General features: G+C 71.3%; 14 protein-coding genes. All 14 read right to left on the bottom strand.

What is annotated here, in order from left to right; translation table 11 throughout:
• The 14 genes from VXD91_RS00195 to VXD91_RS00260 are packed head-to-tail and all read right to left on the bottom strand — an operon-like array spanning position 1 to position 15,066.
• Positions 1-2,109: a hypothetical protein gene (locus VXD91_RS00195; protein ID WP_346414316.1), complete on the bottom strand. Its 2,109-nt coding sequence runs from the start codon at positions 2,107-2,109 to the stop codon at positions 1-3.
• A complete protein-coding gene (locus VXD91_RS00200; RefSeq protein ID WP_346414317.1) occupies positions 2,106-4,598 on the bottom strand; it encodes a hypothetical protein in 2,493 nt (830 codons plus the stop codon). The genes VXD91_RS00195 and VXD91_RS00200 overlap by 4 nt, the downstream gene beginning before the upstream one ends.
• A gap of 1 nt (position 4,599) precedes the next feature.
• Positions 4,600-7,131, bottom strand: coding sequence for a hypothetical protein (locus VXD91_RS00205; protein WP_346414318.1), 2,532 nt, complete (start codon positions 7,129-7,131; stop codon positions 4,600-4,602).
• Complete coding sequence (locus VXD91_RS00210; protein WP_346414319.1) at positions 7,128-7,496, bottom strand: hypothetical protein; 369 nt, start codon at positions 7,494-7,496, stop codon at positions 7,128-7,130. Before VXD91_RS00210 ends, VXD91_RS00205 begins: the two co-directional genes overlap by 4 nt.
• A complete protein-coding gene (locus VXD91_RS00215) occupies positions 7,493-7,822 on the bottom strand; it encodes a hypothetical protein (RefSeq protein ID WP_346414320.1) in 330 nt (109 codons plus the stop codon). Before VXD91_RS00215 ends, VXD91_RS00210 begins: the two co-directional genes overlap by 4 nt.
• A gap of 19 nt (positions 7,823-7,841) precedes the next feature.
• Positions 7,842-8,327 carry a phage baseplate assembly protein V gene (locus VXD91_RS00220; protein ID WP_346414321.1) on the bottom strand — a complete coding sequence of 162 codons (486 nt, stop codon included), beginning with the start codon at positions 8,325-8,327 and terminating at the stop codon, positions 7,842-7,844.
• 27 nt (positions 8,328-8,354) lie between these two features.
• Positions 8,355-9,452, bottom strand: a complete 1,098-nt coding sequence (locus tag VXD91_RS00225; protein WP_346414322.1) for a hypothetical protein — start codon at positions 9,450-9,452, stop codon at positions 8,355-8,357.
• Positions 9,445-9,711 (bottom strand): hypothetical protein, encoded by a 267-nt coding sequence (locus tag VXD91_RS00230; RefSeq protein ID WP_346414323.1) that lies wholly within the window; start codon positions 9,709-9,711, stop codon positions 9,445-9,447. The genes VXD91_RS00225 and VXD91_RS00230 overlap by 8 nt, the downstream gene beginning before the upstream one ends.
• Positions 9,708-10,343: a hypothetical protein gene (locus VXD91_RS00235; RefSeq protein WP_346414324.1), complete on the bottom strand. Its 636-nt coding sequence runs from the start codon at positions 10,341-10,343 to the stop codon at positions 9,708-9,710. The genes VXD91_RS00230 and VXD91_RS00235 overlap by 4 nt, the downstream gene beginning before the upstream one ends.
• Positions 10,340-10,519: a hypothetical protein gene (locus VXD91_RS00240; RefSeq protein WP_346414325.1), complete on the bottom strand. Its 180-nt coding sequence runs from the start codon at positions 10,517-10,519 to the stop codon at positions 10,340-10,342. The genes VXD91_RS00235 and VXD91_RS00240 overlap by 4 nt, the downstream gene beginning before the upstream one ends.
• Entirely contained in the window at positions 10,516-12,330 is a 1,815-nt protein-coding gene (locus VXD91_RS00245) for an ATP-binding protein (protein WP_346414326.1), read from the bottom strand. The genes VXD91_RS00240 and VXD91_RS00245 overlap by 4 nt, the downstream gene beginning before the upstream one ends.
• Positions 12,327-13,517: a DUF4255 domain-containing protein gene (locus VXD91_RS00250; protein ID WP_346414327.1), complete on the bottom strand. Its 1,191-nt coding sequence runs from the start codon at positions 13,515-13,517 to the stop codon at positions 12,327-12,329. The genes VXD91_RS00245 and VXD91_RS00250 overlap by 4 nt, the downstream gene beginning before the upstream one ends.
• Entirely contained in the window at positions 13,514-14,344 is an 831-nt protein-coding gene (locus VXD91_RS00255) for a hypothetical protein (RefSeq protein ID WP_346414328.1), read from the bottom strand. Before VXD91_RS00255 ends, VXD91_RS00250 begins: the two co-directional genes overlap by 4 nt.
• Positions 14,341-15,066 carry a hypothetical protein gene (locus VXD91_RS00260; protein ID WP_346414329.1) on the bottom strand — a complete coding sequence of 242 codons (726 nt, stop codon included), beginning with the start codon at positions 15,064-15,066 and terminating at the stop codon, positions 14,341-14,343. The genes VXD91_RS00255 and VXD91_RS00260 overlap by 4 nt, the downstream gene beginning before the upstream one ends.
• Between the last annotated feature and the right edge of the window lie 4 nt (positions 15,067-15,070).

Raw genomic sequence — 15,070 nt, forward strand, 5'->3', positions numbered from 1 at the left:
TTATTCCTCCGGGGACGCGATGGTCAGGTGTGGATGCACCGTCAGAACAGTCATCTCGGGCAGGCGCTGTGCCAGCCGCAGGGCGAGCGGCCCACGCCGGGCATGGTGATACGCGCCGATCTCGCCACCGTCGCTCGCGCCGAGGAACACCGGATCGGCCCGGTACGCAGCCGGCGAGGTCACCAGCGGCGCGAGATATCCGGCGGCTTCGGCGCCGAACGATCCCAGCGGAGGCAGCGGTCCCGCCAGGCATTGATAGGCGGTGGGGTGAGCCTGAGGCTGGTCGTGAGGGCCGAGGTGGCAGTAGCGCAGGCAACCTGTCGCCGTCACGACGGCCCGCAGGCCGTCGATGAACAGGCAGTCGGTGGCATCGATCACGTCGACGGCGACGACGCCAACGAAAGTGCAGCCGCGGGTCCGCAGCTGCGGTGGGAACCGGTTCGCGGCGGCCAGTGCCGGCGTGGGGGCCGGACCTGCGCCCGGTGTGCCGCAGGGCGAGAGCGGAACACCCGCCCCATCGATGGTGCAGTCGGTGAGGTTTATGGGGAAGGCGGACAGGTCCGCGCGGATGGCGCCGAGGTAGGACCGGCCGGCGTGCAGCCGCACGGTCCACGCGTCGGGGCTGACGGACAGCACGCGCCGCGCCGCGACATTCATGGTCACCGACGTCAACGTGAGCCCGGCGAGGTTGGCGTCGACGTTCAGATTGCCCTCGAGGTAGCACCCGGCGAGCTCGATCTGCGCGCCGTCAAGGCCGAATCCGAGGTCGCCGACGATCACCGGCGTGAGGCCGGCCGGAGCCACGATGCGCCAGCGGGTGGCTGCTGGGCTTCCGGTGACCATCCCGGGCGAGACGATGCGGTCGTTGGTCGCCAATCGGATTTCCACATCCGGCGCCTCAGCCGCGTCGGGCGGGCGCGCGACGGGCTGGGGCAGCGCCAGCGCGGCGGTCATGGCCGCGGTCAGATCGGGCACGACGACCTCACCGCCCGCGGCCGGTGTCCCGCTCGGGTCGACGACGATGACGGTACCGGCGCCCTCGTCGGGTTCGGCAGTGCTCGCCAGTGCGCCGATGGAGCCGGGGAGCGGTCGGTAGAACGTCGCTCGGATGGTGCCGGTCAACCCGGATCCCACCGACAGGGTGCCGCGCGCCGGGTCGACCAGCACCTGCATCGGGTCGGGTGTGGGTGCTCCCGCGTCGGGTAGGCCGGTCAGCCCGATCGAAGACCAGGGCAGTGGGGTCCCGTCGACGGTAAGGGTCAGCAGCGGTGGATCGTCCGGCGTGTTCGCGGCCAACGGGTGGTTCGCGGCCAGGCGCCATACCGCGCCGTAGGTGATGGCGTCGGGGCCCAATGCTGCGATCAGGCGCCACGTCGCGCGCAGCGGCAGCTCGCCGGGTGCGCGCGGAGGCCGTGCCGTGGGAGGCATACCGGGTGGGTTCTCGTCCTCGGCGTCACTGGCGATCAGCAGTGGCTGGGGCCGCAGGTAGAGCGGCGCGGGGATGCCGAGGGGGTGCAGGGCGAACCGTCGCGGTGCCGACAACGGGCACACCTGAACACCGTCGTATCGCCTGACCTGCCACGGGAACACCGTTGCCGTCGCGGCGGCCGGATGGAAGGAGCCGCCCGGGGTGACGCTGCGCCGTGCCTGATCGAGCTCGCTGCCGACCAGGAGGTGTTCGCCGGCGCGCAGCGAAATCGACGCGGTGTGCCGCACCGGGTGGCTGAGCTGCTGGCACCACAACGTGGTTTGCCAGCCTTCGGTCACCCGGGTCGGCCAGCCGGTCACCACCTCGGCGAAGTCCTCCAGCGCGCCGGGCGTCCCGCGGCGGCGCCGCAGCGCCGTTGCCGAGCCGATCTCGGTGCGCCCCGCGTCGGGCGGCAGACCGAGCAACTGGCCGAGGTACGGCAGTGCCCAGTCGGCGGCGCTGTCGGGGAACGTGTCATCGAGGACGCGATCGACGTCCGCGGCCAGCTCGAGCCACTGCTCTTCGAGAGCTGCCAGCAAGGCCAGCGACACAGGAGGTTGATCGCCGTCCGGTGATTCCAGCAGCGCCGGCGGCAGCATGGCCAGGAAGCGGCGGGACGGCACACCGCCGCCGGCGGTCACGCCGAGCTCCCCGAGAGTTGCGCGGTGGCCACGTACAGCAATTCGTAGGGCAAGGCCGGCAGGCGTCCCAGCGACAGGTCGCCCGAGCTTGCCGCGGTGGCGCTGCCGGTCATTTCCAGTGCGGCGATGCCGATGACGCCGGTGACGGGCTGTGCCACCTCGATGACGTCGCTGCCGTCAAGCGGGACGGCAAGGTCGCGCGGCATCGGGGCCAGTGGCCCGACCGGGTCGAGCAATGCCGCGCCGACCGCGGCGCAGACCGCGGCCGGGTCCCTTCGGGGGTCGACGGCGACGCTGGCGGTCACGGTGATCGGACTGGGACGGGCCGCGCAGACGCACAGCGGAACTCGCGTGTCGCGGCGTGCGTCGAGGTAGCTGCTCAGCGAGTGCAGCTCAGCGGGAACCGGGGCCCGGACGCCGGTGGCGGCGCTGCGGAGCACGGCGACGTGGAGGCCGGAACGCCCGCATGGGCAGCCGGGTGGGCCTGCGCCACGCCAGGCGGTGCTGTGGCTGGTGCCGGGGACAGTGAGCGACAGATCGGCCAGATCCTGCAGCGCGACAACTCGGTCCAGAGCACGGATACGCGCGGCGGCGGCCCGGCGCATCCGCAACGGATCCTCCTGGTCGGCGGCGCCGCTGGTCGGCCCGACGCCGGCGATCTTGCGCACGCCATTGATGCTGGTGGACAGCGTCGTGATGTCGGTGCCGTCGAGTTCACCCGACAACCCGCCGCCGACTCGCCAGCGGGCGGTGATGGTCCCGCGGGGCAGAGCGCCGTTGACGCCGTCGCCGAATGTGACCGCGAGCCGACCGTCGGCCGCCAGGCGGGTGGTGTAGACGGGCTCGCCCGGGCCGCGACGATACAAACTCGGCACCTCGTCGAAGCGCTCACCGGAGACGCTGACGACCAGGCTGTCGGTCACCGTGCCGTCGATGCTCACGTCGCCGGTGACCGGACCGCTGATCACCGCGGTGGCGCCCACCGGCGTCAGCTGGCTGGTGTGGGTGGCACCGTGCTGGATGGGAGCGAGGTTGCCGGTGGCCCGACCACTGCCCTTACCCCGGTCAGCTTTGCCGTGGCGGGCGTTTGCGAGGCTGATCAGCTGGCCACCGGGGTCCGACGGAGTGTCGGACGCGCTGGCCGTGCATGCCGACAGTTCCCAGCCGGTACTCCCGTCGGCGGCGGTGGTTTGGATCGCCAGCCGTGCCGGCAACTGATCCAGGCGCGGGTGAATTCGTGCGGTCGACGTCGTCGCTGCGAGCGGCGGCAGCTCGTAGTGTTGGGCGACCTGGCGGGAATCGGTCAGCAGCACCGAAAGCCCGGACTTGACGAGGGCATTCGGCAGCGGATCGGCGAGTTCGATCTTGGCGACCCTCCGGGTGGTGCCGGGCGCCACATGCCAGTCGGTGGCGGTGATGGATTTGATGGTCGTGACGTGGCACTGGCCCGACGAGCCGGCGTACAGCAGGATGTACTGCCCGACGCTGGCCTCGCGGGCGTCGTCGACGAATATCCAGTTCTGGTTGTAGGGCGCGGTGGGTTCGCCGCTGGGATAGGGCGCGTCAGCGGTCTTGGGGGCGCCGGAGCTGTCGACGTAGCTGATCTTGTCGAGCCGGGTGGGCAGCCGCAGCTCAGTGCGCACGCGGTAGGCGGCGTAGCTGATCCCGCTGGTCAGGGGCAGCAGCTTGTCCAGGCGACGGTCGAAGGTGAGCAGGACCGCGCCGAGGTCGTCGGCACGTTTGGTCACCCGGGCCAGACCGCGGACGGCCTGGCCGGTGAGTCCGACATAGCTGCTGCCGTTCAGCATCAGCCACCACGCCAGCCACAGATCCCAAATAGTGGGGAACACCGGCGCGCCGCCTTCGCTGACGAACACCACCCGGTCGGACGCGATGAAGCCGGGATCGGCGAGGAACCGCAGTTGCTTTCCCGCTGGGGCGCTGGGTACCGGCACGCCGGTGATGGTCAGTTGCGCCCATTCGGCGCGCAGCTGCGTATCGGCGGCGACCTCGTACATCTGCGCGGCGTGCGTCGACGTGCCCGGCGCCTGCACCGGGGTACCGGCCGGCATCAGTGGGGCGGCGCCCGGCGCCGTCTCGGTGCGGATCCAGCCGTGGGCGGCTGTGCGCTGGCCTGGTCGGTAGCCGACCAGTTCGACGACGCGGCGAAGGTCCGTCCAGTCCTGGGCGGTCCCCAGATACGCCTCGCCTGCGGTCATTTCGGCGTACGCGCACACCGAGTCCGCGACCCGGGCCCACAGGCCGGCGACCTGCAGCAGGGTACGGTCGCCGGCGACGTCGAGAATGTCGCCGAACGTGCCCGCAGGGCGGCTCGGGTCCGGCATATCGGCCAGTCGGGCCAGCAGGTCGTCGCGCAACGCCAGCCGGTCGCCGAGGCGGCGGCGCAGCCGGGACAAGCCGGGCAGCGGATCGGGCGGGGTGGGCAGCAGTTCGGGGGTGACCACGGACTCCGGGGTGGGCATGGTCATGTCAGCGGCCTCCCTCGATGCTCAGCACGATGCGGCCTCGGTCGGGGCGATTCATGTCGTCGTCGCAGACGGCCACCTCGGTGCGGCTCATCACCAGCACGGTGCTGACCGTCCCAGATGGGTCGGTCAGGCGCCGCGCCTCGTTCACCGATACGGCGTCGACCTGGGGCAGGGCGGCGACGGTGGCAGTGACGGTCGACAGGTACACGCTGGCGCCCATCAAGTGCGCTCCGGGAGCGAAAAGTCCTGGGGCCGAGGGAGTTCCGGGGCGGAGGCTGGCGAGGATCGCGGCCCGCGCGGAGTCGGGGTCGCTGCCGGGATAGAGGCAGACCGTCAACGCGATCAGGATGCCGACCGGGGTAGCGGGTGTGGTGATGACTTCCGTTCCACACATCCGCACACCGTCGAGAGTCGACTGCACGGTCGATGCCAGTGCGGCGGCCGCCACCGGGTCGGCGGTATCACCGAGATCGGTTTCGTGGGACTCGTACGCGACGGAGCCGACCGGCCAGGAGCCTGACCACGACCGGGTGGCGGTGGCTCGTTCGATGCCGGGTATCTCGATGGCGAATGTGGGCAGGTCGCTGACCAGCACAGCGCGGCGGGGGACCACCGCGTACGCCTGCGGGGCATCGCGGCGGACGTCGTCCAGCGACGTCGCCGCGACTCCACCGCGGCCGGGGGTGATGTTGCGGGCCGTCACGACGGCAGTGGTGGAGTCTTCGACGTCGAGCCAGACGCACGGTGCGCCGACCGGGGTGGTGCTGCGGATCAGCCGATGGGTGGCGTTGGCAGCGGCATTGCCGGCCGGACCCGCGCCGACCTGGTAGCGGGCTGTCACCACGCTGCCCGAAGGCGGGGTCAGCCCGAGTGCGCCGGTGCGGAAGCGGAGCCGGGCGGGCAGCTCGTCGTCCGCGTCGACGACGACCGAGAATCCTCCCGCGGGGGCACGCAGCAGGCTGGTCACCCGGGTGGCCGGCACCGTCATCTTGTTGGGCAGCGTCACGCTGACCTCGAGCAGCCACGGCCGGCCCCCCGGTCTGTGGGACAGCCCGGGCGAGGCTTCGGGCCCGGCGCTGACCATGAGGTAGTCGCTGACCTGCTCGGTCGCCGGGTCGGCGATCCGGCCGGTGAGGCGGTCGACCGGCACCAGCGTGGCCGGGCCGTCGACCGGCAGACCGTGGTGAGCGCTGAAGAGGCCGAGTCGCGCGACTCCGACCCGCATGCCGCCGCGCATCTCGACGCTGGCCGGCACCGCCGTGCGCAGCGCCTCGGCGCCGTCCCAGAAGACGCGCACCAGCGGCAGTGCCGGCCGCAGGGGATCGGTGAACGCGACGGCCGACGTGACGCGCACGACCTGTGCGGGCCGGCTGGCCAGCGGCGGGCGTGGCCACTGCGGCGCTGCTGTCGGCGTGGCAGCGCGGGCCCAGTCGCGCTGCGCTTGGAGGTTGTCGATGGCGACGACCTCGAAGCCGAGCAGCGCGCCGGCCGGCAGCCAGTCGGCGAGCGGTATGCCGGCGGACTGCGCCGGCCGGACAAGTACCGCGCTGGTCGCGCCTGCGGAGAGCACGGCGTCGTCTTCGGCCCAGTCGTACAGCGCGACCTCGGCGTGGCTGTGGTAGACCCTGGCCGGGGTTTCCAGCGTGAAGCACGTCGCTGCCGCGGTGACCGGCTCGTCGGCTGCGGCGTCGGTGGCCACGTCGCCGGCGAGCACGTCGACGTGCGGATCGCTGCCGGCCGAGTCGGCAACGACCACCTGGACCGTGGTGGCAGCGCTGATCGCCGGGTACACCGGGTAATCGACAGTGCGGGCCAGGCGCGTCACGTTGGCGCGCCGGCGCGCCGTAGCCAGCCACATCTCGGTGGCGACACGGTCCAGCCGGTAGTGCAAGAGGTCCCCGAGGTGCGCAAACAGCTCGACGAGGGTCACCGTGAAGTCGGCCACCGAGGTATCGGCCGTGGGATCTTCGAATGTCAGGCGTTCCATCAGCATCGCGCGCAACGCGGGGTAGTCGCGAGCCAGGGTGTCGTAATCGGGAGCGATGTTTCTGGCCGGTGGCGGCGGTACCTCGGTGCAGTCACCGCGGTCACCGCATTCGGGGCGCAGACCCAGGGGCAGGTACACGCGCAGCGGGTCGACCGGCACGCCGAGCGCTGTGGTTGCCGCGGGGTCCAATCGCAGCTGGTACACCCCGCGCCCGGGCCGCACGGTGTCGAGCGACAGGGTCAGGTGCGCCGGGATCGGGGTGCCGTCGGCATCGGTCGTCGCGGGAACCGTCGCGACCGCGGTGATGCCGGGTCGAGGTGCTCCCGGCGCCGGGCGCAACGACCACAGGGCCGGGTCGATCAACGCGGCCGGCGGGTCACCGTAGAGCCACACGTCGATCACCCGGCCGGCGGCGGTGAGCCGCGCGGTACCGGCGCGCAGCCCGACGACGTTGTCGACGCTGTCGAACAGTTCCTTGGGGCGTTCCACTGCCGTGGCAGTGGGCTGCTGGGGCAGTGTGTACTGGTCGGGGGCGGGCGTCGTCATGGCCCGACCTTGGGGAGTTCGGCGGTCACCGTCCGCGGTTCACCGGCGGGCAGCGGCCGGTAGGTGATGTGTGCGGCCAGGGTGCTGTCATTGATGTCGACCTGTACGTCCTGGACCTGGATGCGGTCGCCGAGAGCGTCCATCAGACTGCCGCGAACGCGGGCGATGACGGTGGGTTCGAGGCTCAGCGACAGTGGTTCGAACAGGGCCGAGGCGCCCAGGCCCGCGCCGAAGCCGGGGTGATGCAGACGCTCGTTCGGGCCGGTCAGCACGACGGCGCGGACGAGGTCGTCCAGGTGCTGCAGATAGTCGGCCGGGACCAGCCGGCGTCCGACGATGCGCCACGGCGCGCGCGTGATCATCATGTTCCTGTCGCTGCGGTCTGGGCGGGCGCGAGGACGACGGGCCCCTGCGGGGCATTGGCTCCGTTCATGCACATGCCGACGCTGGCGGTGGTGAGTACGGCGGCGCCGCCGGCGGTGCATGCGGTCGAGGTGCTGCTCCAGCTCACCGAGAGACAGGGACTGGGGTTGGAACCGACCGTGAAGGGGCAGCCGGTGATGAGCACTGTGTCGGCTTCGGTGCACACCTCGGCGCCGGCGGTGACGGCGATCTGTGAGGGCACGATGGTGCCCTGTCCGCCGTGCGGGCAGGTGATGGTCGCGTTGGTGGTCAGCAGCGGCGCGCTCATCGGCGGGCTCCCGGGCGCGTCACTGTGTCACCTTGAAGGATTCGCCGTTGAGGCTGATGATGCTGCCCTGCAGCGTCAGGGTGGCACCCTGCCCGTTGTCGAGGGTGATGCCGTTGTCGTCGAGCGTCAGACTGGCTCCGCCGGACGCGGACAGGGTGATCGAGGTGCTGTCGTCGGACACTTCGACCCGGTGGCCACCAGGCGTGACGAGCACGATGGTGCCCGGGCCCGCGCCCGCGACGCCGTTGCCGTTGGTCCAGTACGCACCGGACCACACGGGAGGCTTTCCCAGGTCCCCGGCCGGCCATTCGACCCATACCGGGGCCCCGACCGGCGGCACCATCGCCAGGCCGACACCGTCCCCGGCGTACGGCAGCGCGGGCAAGCACCAGCCGGTGGAGCCCGAAAGCACATCGGGCACCTGGACATTGAGGCGGCCGATTCCCGCGGGGTCGTCGTTGTCCAGGACGACCCCGGCGAACTTCCCGAGATAGCGGTCACTCATGTCGAACCGTCTTCCCGGCCGAGGCGATCACAATGACACCGCCGCGGACAGGGCAGCACCCAGGCCGCCGCCAGTTGACGCCGTCGGGTCGCCGAGCGCGTTGCGCGTCAGCGACACGTTTTGGGTGTGCCCGCCGGGTGTGACGGTGTGGCGCACGGACTTGACCAGCCACGGACCCGACACGAGGTCACCGAGACCCCGAACCTGCACGGTGCGCCGAGCCCGCACCAGCGGCATGTTGGGCGTCGACAGGGACACCGACAGGGACGCGGCGAACGCGCTGTGCTCGGCCAGGACGCGCGCGGCAACGTCGGGCGGTTGGGTGCCCGCCAGATCGGCCGGGTCGCGCAGCACCGTCACCGCCCCGCCCAGCGATTGGGTGCCCATCGCGTTGCCGGTGCCGTCGTTGTCGGCGATCTGCTGGCTGCCCGAGCCGTCGACGCCGTGGGTGAATTTGACCTTCTGCCCGGCGACGAGTTGTACCGACACGTTGGCGGTGCCGCCGTGTTCGCCGTAACCGAGGTTGAGAGTGGTGGCCGGCGTCGCCAGCGGATCGATGTGGTCGAAGACGCCGACGAGTTGACCGTCGCGCTGTTCGAGGTAGACATCGAAGTCGTTCCGGGCGGCCAGTGCCTTGAGGTAGGACCAATCGGTCCCACGCTGGTGTGGCGTGAATCGGTCGGTGCCGTCGGGTGCGGGGGTGGTGCCGACCTGTGGGGTCGCGACGGGGCCGAGCAGGGTGCGGGCGATGTCGGCGTCACTGACTCCGCCCCAGTCGTGGTCGTGGTCTTCTCGGTCCAGGTCGGCACTGGAATCCAGGCCGGCGATGGTCAGGGTGGAGGAGCCGCCCGCGGAGAGGTTCCACGAGGCGGTGGTGGCACGGGCGGGCACGACCAGCGAGTCAGGGCCACGGCTCAGCGAAATCTGGAACGGGGCGAACGGTGCCACCAGGGAGTCGAGGGGGCTGGTCCAATGGCTGGTGCTGTCGGCCAGGGCACTGACCACGATGGTCACTTGGGTTTGGCTGCCGATGGCTTCGGACACGTCGACCGATAGCACCCGGGCCAGGTCGGCGTCGGGAATGGGCGCTCCGTTGACGGTGACGCTCACGCTGGTGTCAGCCATTGGGCATGCCGATCGACGTGCCGGGTTCGGTGTCGGTGAGCGCGTCCTGCCAGGGGTTGGTGTCGGCGATGCGCCACCAGCCGGTGCTGTCGCCCAGGACGGTTGCGGCCAGCAGGTCCAGCCGGTCGCCGGCGCGTGCGGTGTAGCGCAGGGCTTCGGGCAGGGCGGGCGCGATCCGCGGAACTCCGAGCGCACGGGTGCTGCCGTCGTCCTGGGGTGCGGAGATGGTCGCCTGGCCGGCGTAGCGCGAGGTGGTCACAGCATCAGCTCCACGCCTTGGGCAACGCCGGCGATGGCCAGGGCGCTGCGTGCGGCTTGATAGGCGTTGGCCAGGAAGTTGGCCATCTTGACGTCGCTCGGCAGATCGGCGGGGCGCAGCACGGTCAGACTGAGGTCCACGTTGGCCTGCACCGGCAACAGCAGTGAGTTGAAGCCCGTTTCGTGTGCGCTGAAGCTGTCGATGCGCACCGGCACGATGCGGGCCGGGCTCCAGGCGAGCACCACCAGCGGTAGCGACGGCGCCGGGATCGGTGCCGCGGACGCGCCTCCTCCGGTCAGCGAGCTCACCGCGCCGCTGACCGCGCCGACCAGCGCACCGAGGACGCCGGCGGCCCCGGCCGGCTCCATCATCGCTTCCAGCGTCGCCAGCAGGGGCTGTAGTCCCATCGCCCCTGTGATCGGCTTGTCCACCGCGTCGATACCGTCGAGTTCGATCTTCATGGTGTATTTCTCGACCGGCGCCTGGGCGACTCGCAGCGCCGGCCCGCCCTGAGCACCGCCACTTACGGTGAGCACGCGCGTCACCTCTGCCGGGTTGTATTGGAACGGCACGAAGGTGGGCACCAGCCCGATGTCAGGGTCGGAGAACGAGATGAGCATGCCCCGCATCACGGGCGGGACTCCGCTCTGGTCGCGGCGCGCACCGCGGCGGCGACGCTGGACGCGATGGTCGCCTCAGGACCGTGCGGCAGCGCGCGGCCGGACAGGGCGGCTTCCATCGTGGGCCGGAGCAACCCGGGATCGGGCGTGCTGTCCACGGAGACGTCGAGGCGGTCCAGATGGGTCATCGTTGCCTCCAGGTGCGGCCGTTCTTGGCCATCTCGTGTCGGATGGCGTGCAGGAGATGCGCATTGGTGACGGGCGTCGCGTCGTCGGCCGCGAAGACCAGGGCTGCGAGTGCGGCGGCGCGGATGCAGGCTCCGGACAGTTCGGCGTCGGCGACGGCGCTCAGGTCGACGTCGTCGGCACAGGTCGGCGCGGGCAACAACGTCTTCCAGATCTCCAGGCGGGCCTGGACGTCGGGTAGGTCGAAGCGCACGGAGACGCGGATACGGCGCTGAAATCCGTCGTCGAGCGCGGCGGGTCGGTTCGTCGCGAGCAGCACCAGGCCGTCGTGGAGTTCGACGCGCTGCAGGAGGTGATCGATTTCGAGGTTGGCGTAGCGGTCGCGGGCGTCGGTGATCTCACCGCGGCGGCCGAACACCCCTTCGGCTTCGTCGAACAGCAGGACGGCGCCACCGCGCGCCGATTCGGTGAGCAACCGGTCGATGTTGTGGGAGGTCTCGCCGAGCCATTTGCTGACCACGCGAGCCAGGTCGACGATCCACAGGTCGCGATCGAGTTCAGCGGCGAGGGCTTCGGCGGCGGCCGTCTTCCCGGTGCCGGACGGCCCGTGGAACAGGCCGATGACCGCGCGGCCGCGGACGGCTCCGCCGGGCCACGCGCTGGTGACGGCAGCGCTGTGCCGGGCGTGCGCCAGGATGTCGTGCAGGCCGGTCCGGGTCTCGTCGGTGAACACGAGATCGCGCAGCCGTACCGACGGCGGCAGGAGGCGTGCCAGCCCTTCGATGCGGTGTTGCGGGTGTGCCCGTACGGCGTTGTGCAGGTCGGCGATGGTGACGTGTCGCCCGGCCACCTCGGCCGCTGCGCGGGCGCTGTGGTGAAGGGAATCGATGGTGGCTTCGGGCAGGCGCATACGGGCCGCGAGTTCGCCGGCCGCCGACGTGTCCAGCCCGCAGTGCCCGAGTACGCGTCGCCACGCGCGGTGCACACCGTCGTTGTCGATGGGTGCTACGTCGACGGTCTGCCAGCCGGGGGAGACGGCGGCGCCCGCGTCCGCGAGCCGCAGCGCGGTCGCGGGGTGGCTGCCGGCGCCGACCGCCAGCACATGGCCGAGCCGCGCCAGGAGTTCGGTCTCGGCCACCGGCCGCTCCGCTGCCGGTGCGGTGTCGACGAACTCGACGTGCCGGCCGGTGGCGGCGGCCACAGCGGTGGCCACAACGGCGCCGTCTTCGCTGTCACCGCAGCGGACGCAGACCCGGTGTCCCGCTTGTAGCAGCGCGGCGGCGCGCGCGACGGGATTCCGAAGCCGGGGGGTCACCGGCTCGACAGGTTGGACGGCAGGCCGGTACCCGTCCAGGGCCAGCGCCGCCGTTGCGGTCAGCCTGATCGGTGATTCGGCGTCGGGTACCGGGCGCAGTACCCCGGCGGCCACGATGCCCGAATCGGTGGGCAGCGCGAGCGGGATCCGCAGGCCGTGATGCACCAGCAACAGCCGCAGGATCGCCAGGCTCGGGTAGCGTCGGCCGGCGTCGTCGTGCAGGTGTCCGAAGGCAGTGGCCAGACCGGGGTCGGCGACGGACCACCAGGCGGCGGCGACCAGCGCCTCTTCGATCGCCGAGGTGCACAGGGCGCCGAGGACATCGGATTCGTCCGCGACCCGCTCCGGCGCGGGGCACCACCCACGGCGGTCGCCCCGGTTCGCGTCTGCGGCGAGTCCGGTGAGGGCGTCCTGGAACAGTGCCCGGTAGTGCAACAGTGCCGTCGGGTACGCCTCCGGTGCGTCGGCGCCGTCCTGGGCCACGCGGGCCGTCGTCATGGCGCCACCGCCAAGTCGGTCGGGGGACCGGTCACGGTGCCGGAGGTGACGGACACGCCGATGCTCTGCCCGGCGTAGTCGCCGACACCGGCCGGCACGGTTGCAGTGACAGTGGCTGCGCCTGCGGGTGTGTACGGCACCGACATGCCGAGGAAGTTCACGGTTCCGGTCGGCAGCACGTGAGCCACCTGGAGGGTGGCGGGTTGGCCGGCGTGCAAGGGTGCGGCGGCACTGATCACGGCCGGTGCAACGGTCAATGCGGCGGCTGCGGTCCCCGCCGGCAGCCCCGACGCCAGGTTGGTGACGGTGAGGACGCGCATACCTGGGACGAGTTGGTTGTTGGGCAGGGTCACCGAGAGGCCGGCCGCCGATGGCACGGCGGTGAGCCGCCACGGTCCGGTGCTGTGCGTGGTCGCCGGGTTGGGGCGGCCGTCGGTCGGATCGTCGGGATCGCCGGCACTGCGCGACAGCTGTACCAGGACCTGATCGCCGAGACCGCGGACCACGATCAGCACCGGGTGCGTGTAGCCGGTGATCGGCGGCACGACGGCGCTGACGTGGGGACCCACGGAGGGGCTGACCGCGACGACGGGTTCGCGCACCGGTGGACCGGGGGTGAAAGGCACCGGCGACGGAACCAGCAGCAAGCTCACCTCGTAGGCCACCGACACCCGCAGCGATTTGAGACCACTGGCCCACAGTCCGGTGACGGTCTCCAACGGAACCGGGTCCAGCGTGATCCGCAGTGGTTCGATGAGGTTGCGCAGCGCAGCGGCGGTGTCGCCGACGGTGTGGTTCGGCGGGGTGGTGATCACGGTGTCCGGGCCCAGGATCGGGTTCTCGTGCAAAACCTGCATGACCGCGGTGAGCGCGTCGTGGACCGCTTCGATCTCATTGCCGGCCGGCCTCATCTCGCCGGGATCCGCGGACAGTAGATAGTGCAGCGTCAGGGCCAGCGGGGGACGTCCGCGCCGGGTGGTCCATCCGGTCTGGGGCGGCTCCATGTTGAGGTGCGACGCTGCTGGCGCGATGCGGTAGAGAAACCAGTTCAGCCGTGGTCCGCCAACGGGTCGGTCGAGGGGCCCAGCGGTGACCGCGACCGCGCTCGGAATGGCGTCCCGAGTGATGGCTTGTAGGACCAGGTCCACTCCGGAGAGCACTGCTCCGGGGGCCGGCAGTACGCTCATAGCGGCACCGCCCGTCGTGCAGTCAGGCCGTTGGCGTAGGGCTCCAGGAGAGTCATCGGGTCGGCTGCGGAATCGGACGGCGCGGTGACGTGAACGTGGATCTCGCCAATCGACACAGGCGGCGATACGTCCGGGGCGGTCGACGGCCCCGTGGTGGGGGCATCGGGTATGCGCTGCGGCTGTTCGGGCTGAGCGGCCGTGGACAGGGATGCTGCGTCGGTGGACGCGTGGGCGCGCGTGGCGGCGATCGGCTCAGGCGGGGCCTCGGGGGCGACGGGGCCGCGGATGCTGCGGCGGGTGAAGTGCGTAGCGGCAGGAATGTCGGTCGGCGCCGGTGGCGTGTCGGCGCGGATGGGCGGTGGTGCTGCGGCGGGCAGCGATGCCGGTCGATCCGAGGGCGTCGGCCTGTGGGGCGCGACGCGGGGTGGGGCATCGTGCGCGCGAATTACTCGAAGGGTGGTTGCCGCAGGCTGCGACGGCGGTGGTAGCAGCGGTGGCTGGGGTGGGCTGAGGGTCGGTGGTAGCGGGGATTGTCGCGCTGCGGGCGAAGACCGGTCGTGTCGACCGGCGTCGGCGGCCGGGGGCGGTGCCGCTGGTGGTGCCGTGGGCGGCTCGGTGGGGCGCGGTATGGCGGGCGGCCGCGGCGGCGGGACAGTGTGGTCGGCCGGCGAGTTGATGGCAGTCGGCGCGGTGACCTGCTCGGCGACGGGCGCGACCGGCGGCTGTTGGGCCGCCGCGTCGGATCCCGGGCGAACTGGTGGACGCTGTGCGCGGGCGATCAGCCCCCGCACGGCGGCACTTCGGGTTTCACCGGACGTGACGGTCATCGGCCCTCGCTGCGGGCCAGTGCTGCCAGCCGTCTGCGCCGTGCTTCGGGAAGTGCTTCGATGCTGGCCAAGTCCCAGCCGTACTGCGAAGCCAGCAGGTGCACCTCGACGTCGGCCTCGGCTGCCGCGGCTGCTACTGCGAAGGTCACCAGGCACTGCACATCGACGAATTCCGTTATCCGCGTGCCGCATTCGATACACGAGAACTCGACCGCGCCGCACAGTGATTGTTCAGCCCAATCGAGTGCCGCGCTGTCACGAGGCTCCTCGGCGGGACCCACCGCGCACCGCTCCACCAGGATCCGGCTGGCGGCGTCGGGGTCGGTCGGTAGGCCGACGAGGTCGGTTGCGGCGGGCTCCCGGACACCGGCGCCGGGGCCGCACCATCCCGATCTCGGTGCATAGTCGGGCACATCGGACGGCCCCAGTGGCAGCTCGTTGAGCACTCCGCAGTCCGCGCAGGAGACGACGAGTTCGAGATCGGTGCCGAGGACCGCACGGTGGGCCTGCAGTAGCAGTCGGTCGACGATGCCCAACGGGAGTGCCGGGGAATCGTCGACGCCGCAGGCACTGAGTATCGCCAGTGCCTGCACGAGTTCTCCGTCGGCAACATCCAAGTCTCGCAACAGTTTCAACCGCGATAGTGGGAAGCCGCCGTGGCCGGCCGGCAGCGTGATGTCTGCGGCCGGCGCGGTGTCTGTGTAACCGGCGCCGCTGCTCACGGGA

Source organism: Mycobacterium sp. SM3041 (assembly GCF_039668335.1).
Lineage (GTDB): Bacteria > Actinomycetota > Actinomycetes > Mycobacteriales > Mycobacteriaceae > Mycobacterium.

Bases quoted from the DNA above. Each gene is read 5' to 3' on its own strand.
- VXD91_RS00200 (WP_346414317.1), bottom strand. From the start codon at position 4,598: ATGACCATGCCCACCCCGGAGTCCGTGGTCACCCCCGAACTGCTGCCC.
- VXD91_RS00205 (WP_346414318.1), bottom strand. From the start codon at position 7,131: ATGACGACGCCCGCCCCCGACCAGTACACACTGCCCCAGCAGCCCACT.
- VXD91_RS00210 (WP_346414319.1), bottom strand. From the start codon at position 7,496: ATGATGATCACGCGCGCGCCGTGGCGCATCGTCGGACGCCGGCTGGTC.
- VXD91_RS00215 (WP_346414320.1), bottom strand. From the start codon at position 7,822: ATGAGCGCGCCGCTGCTGACCACCAACGCGACCATCACCTGCCCGCAC.
- VXD91_RS00220 (WP_346414321.1), bottom strand. From the start codon at position 8,327: ATGAGTGACCGCTATCTCGGGAAGTTCGCCGGGGTCGTCCTGGACAAC.
- VXD91_RS00225 (WP_346414322.1), bottom strand. From the start codon at position 9,452: ATGGCTGACACCAGCGTGAGCGTCACCGTCAACGGAGCGCCCATTCCC.
- VXD91_RS00240 (WP_346414325.1), bottom strand. From the start codon at position 10,519: ATGACCCATCTGGACCGCCTCGACGTCTCCGTGGACAGCACGCCCGAT.
- VXD91_RS00245 (WP_346414326.1), bottom strand. From the start codon at position 12,330: ATGACGACGGCCCGCGTGGCCCAGGACGGCGCCGACGCACCGGAGGCG.
- VXD91_RS00250 (WP_346414327.1), bottom strand. From the start codon at position 13,517: ATGAGCGTACTGCCGGCCCCCGGAGCAGTGCTCTCCGGAGTGGACCTG.
- VXD91_RS00255 (WP_346414328.1), bottom strand. From the start codon at position 14,344: ATGACCGTCACGTCCGGTGAAACCCGAAGTGCCGCCGTGCGGGGGCTG.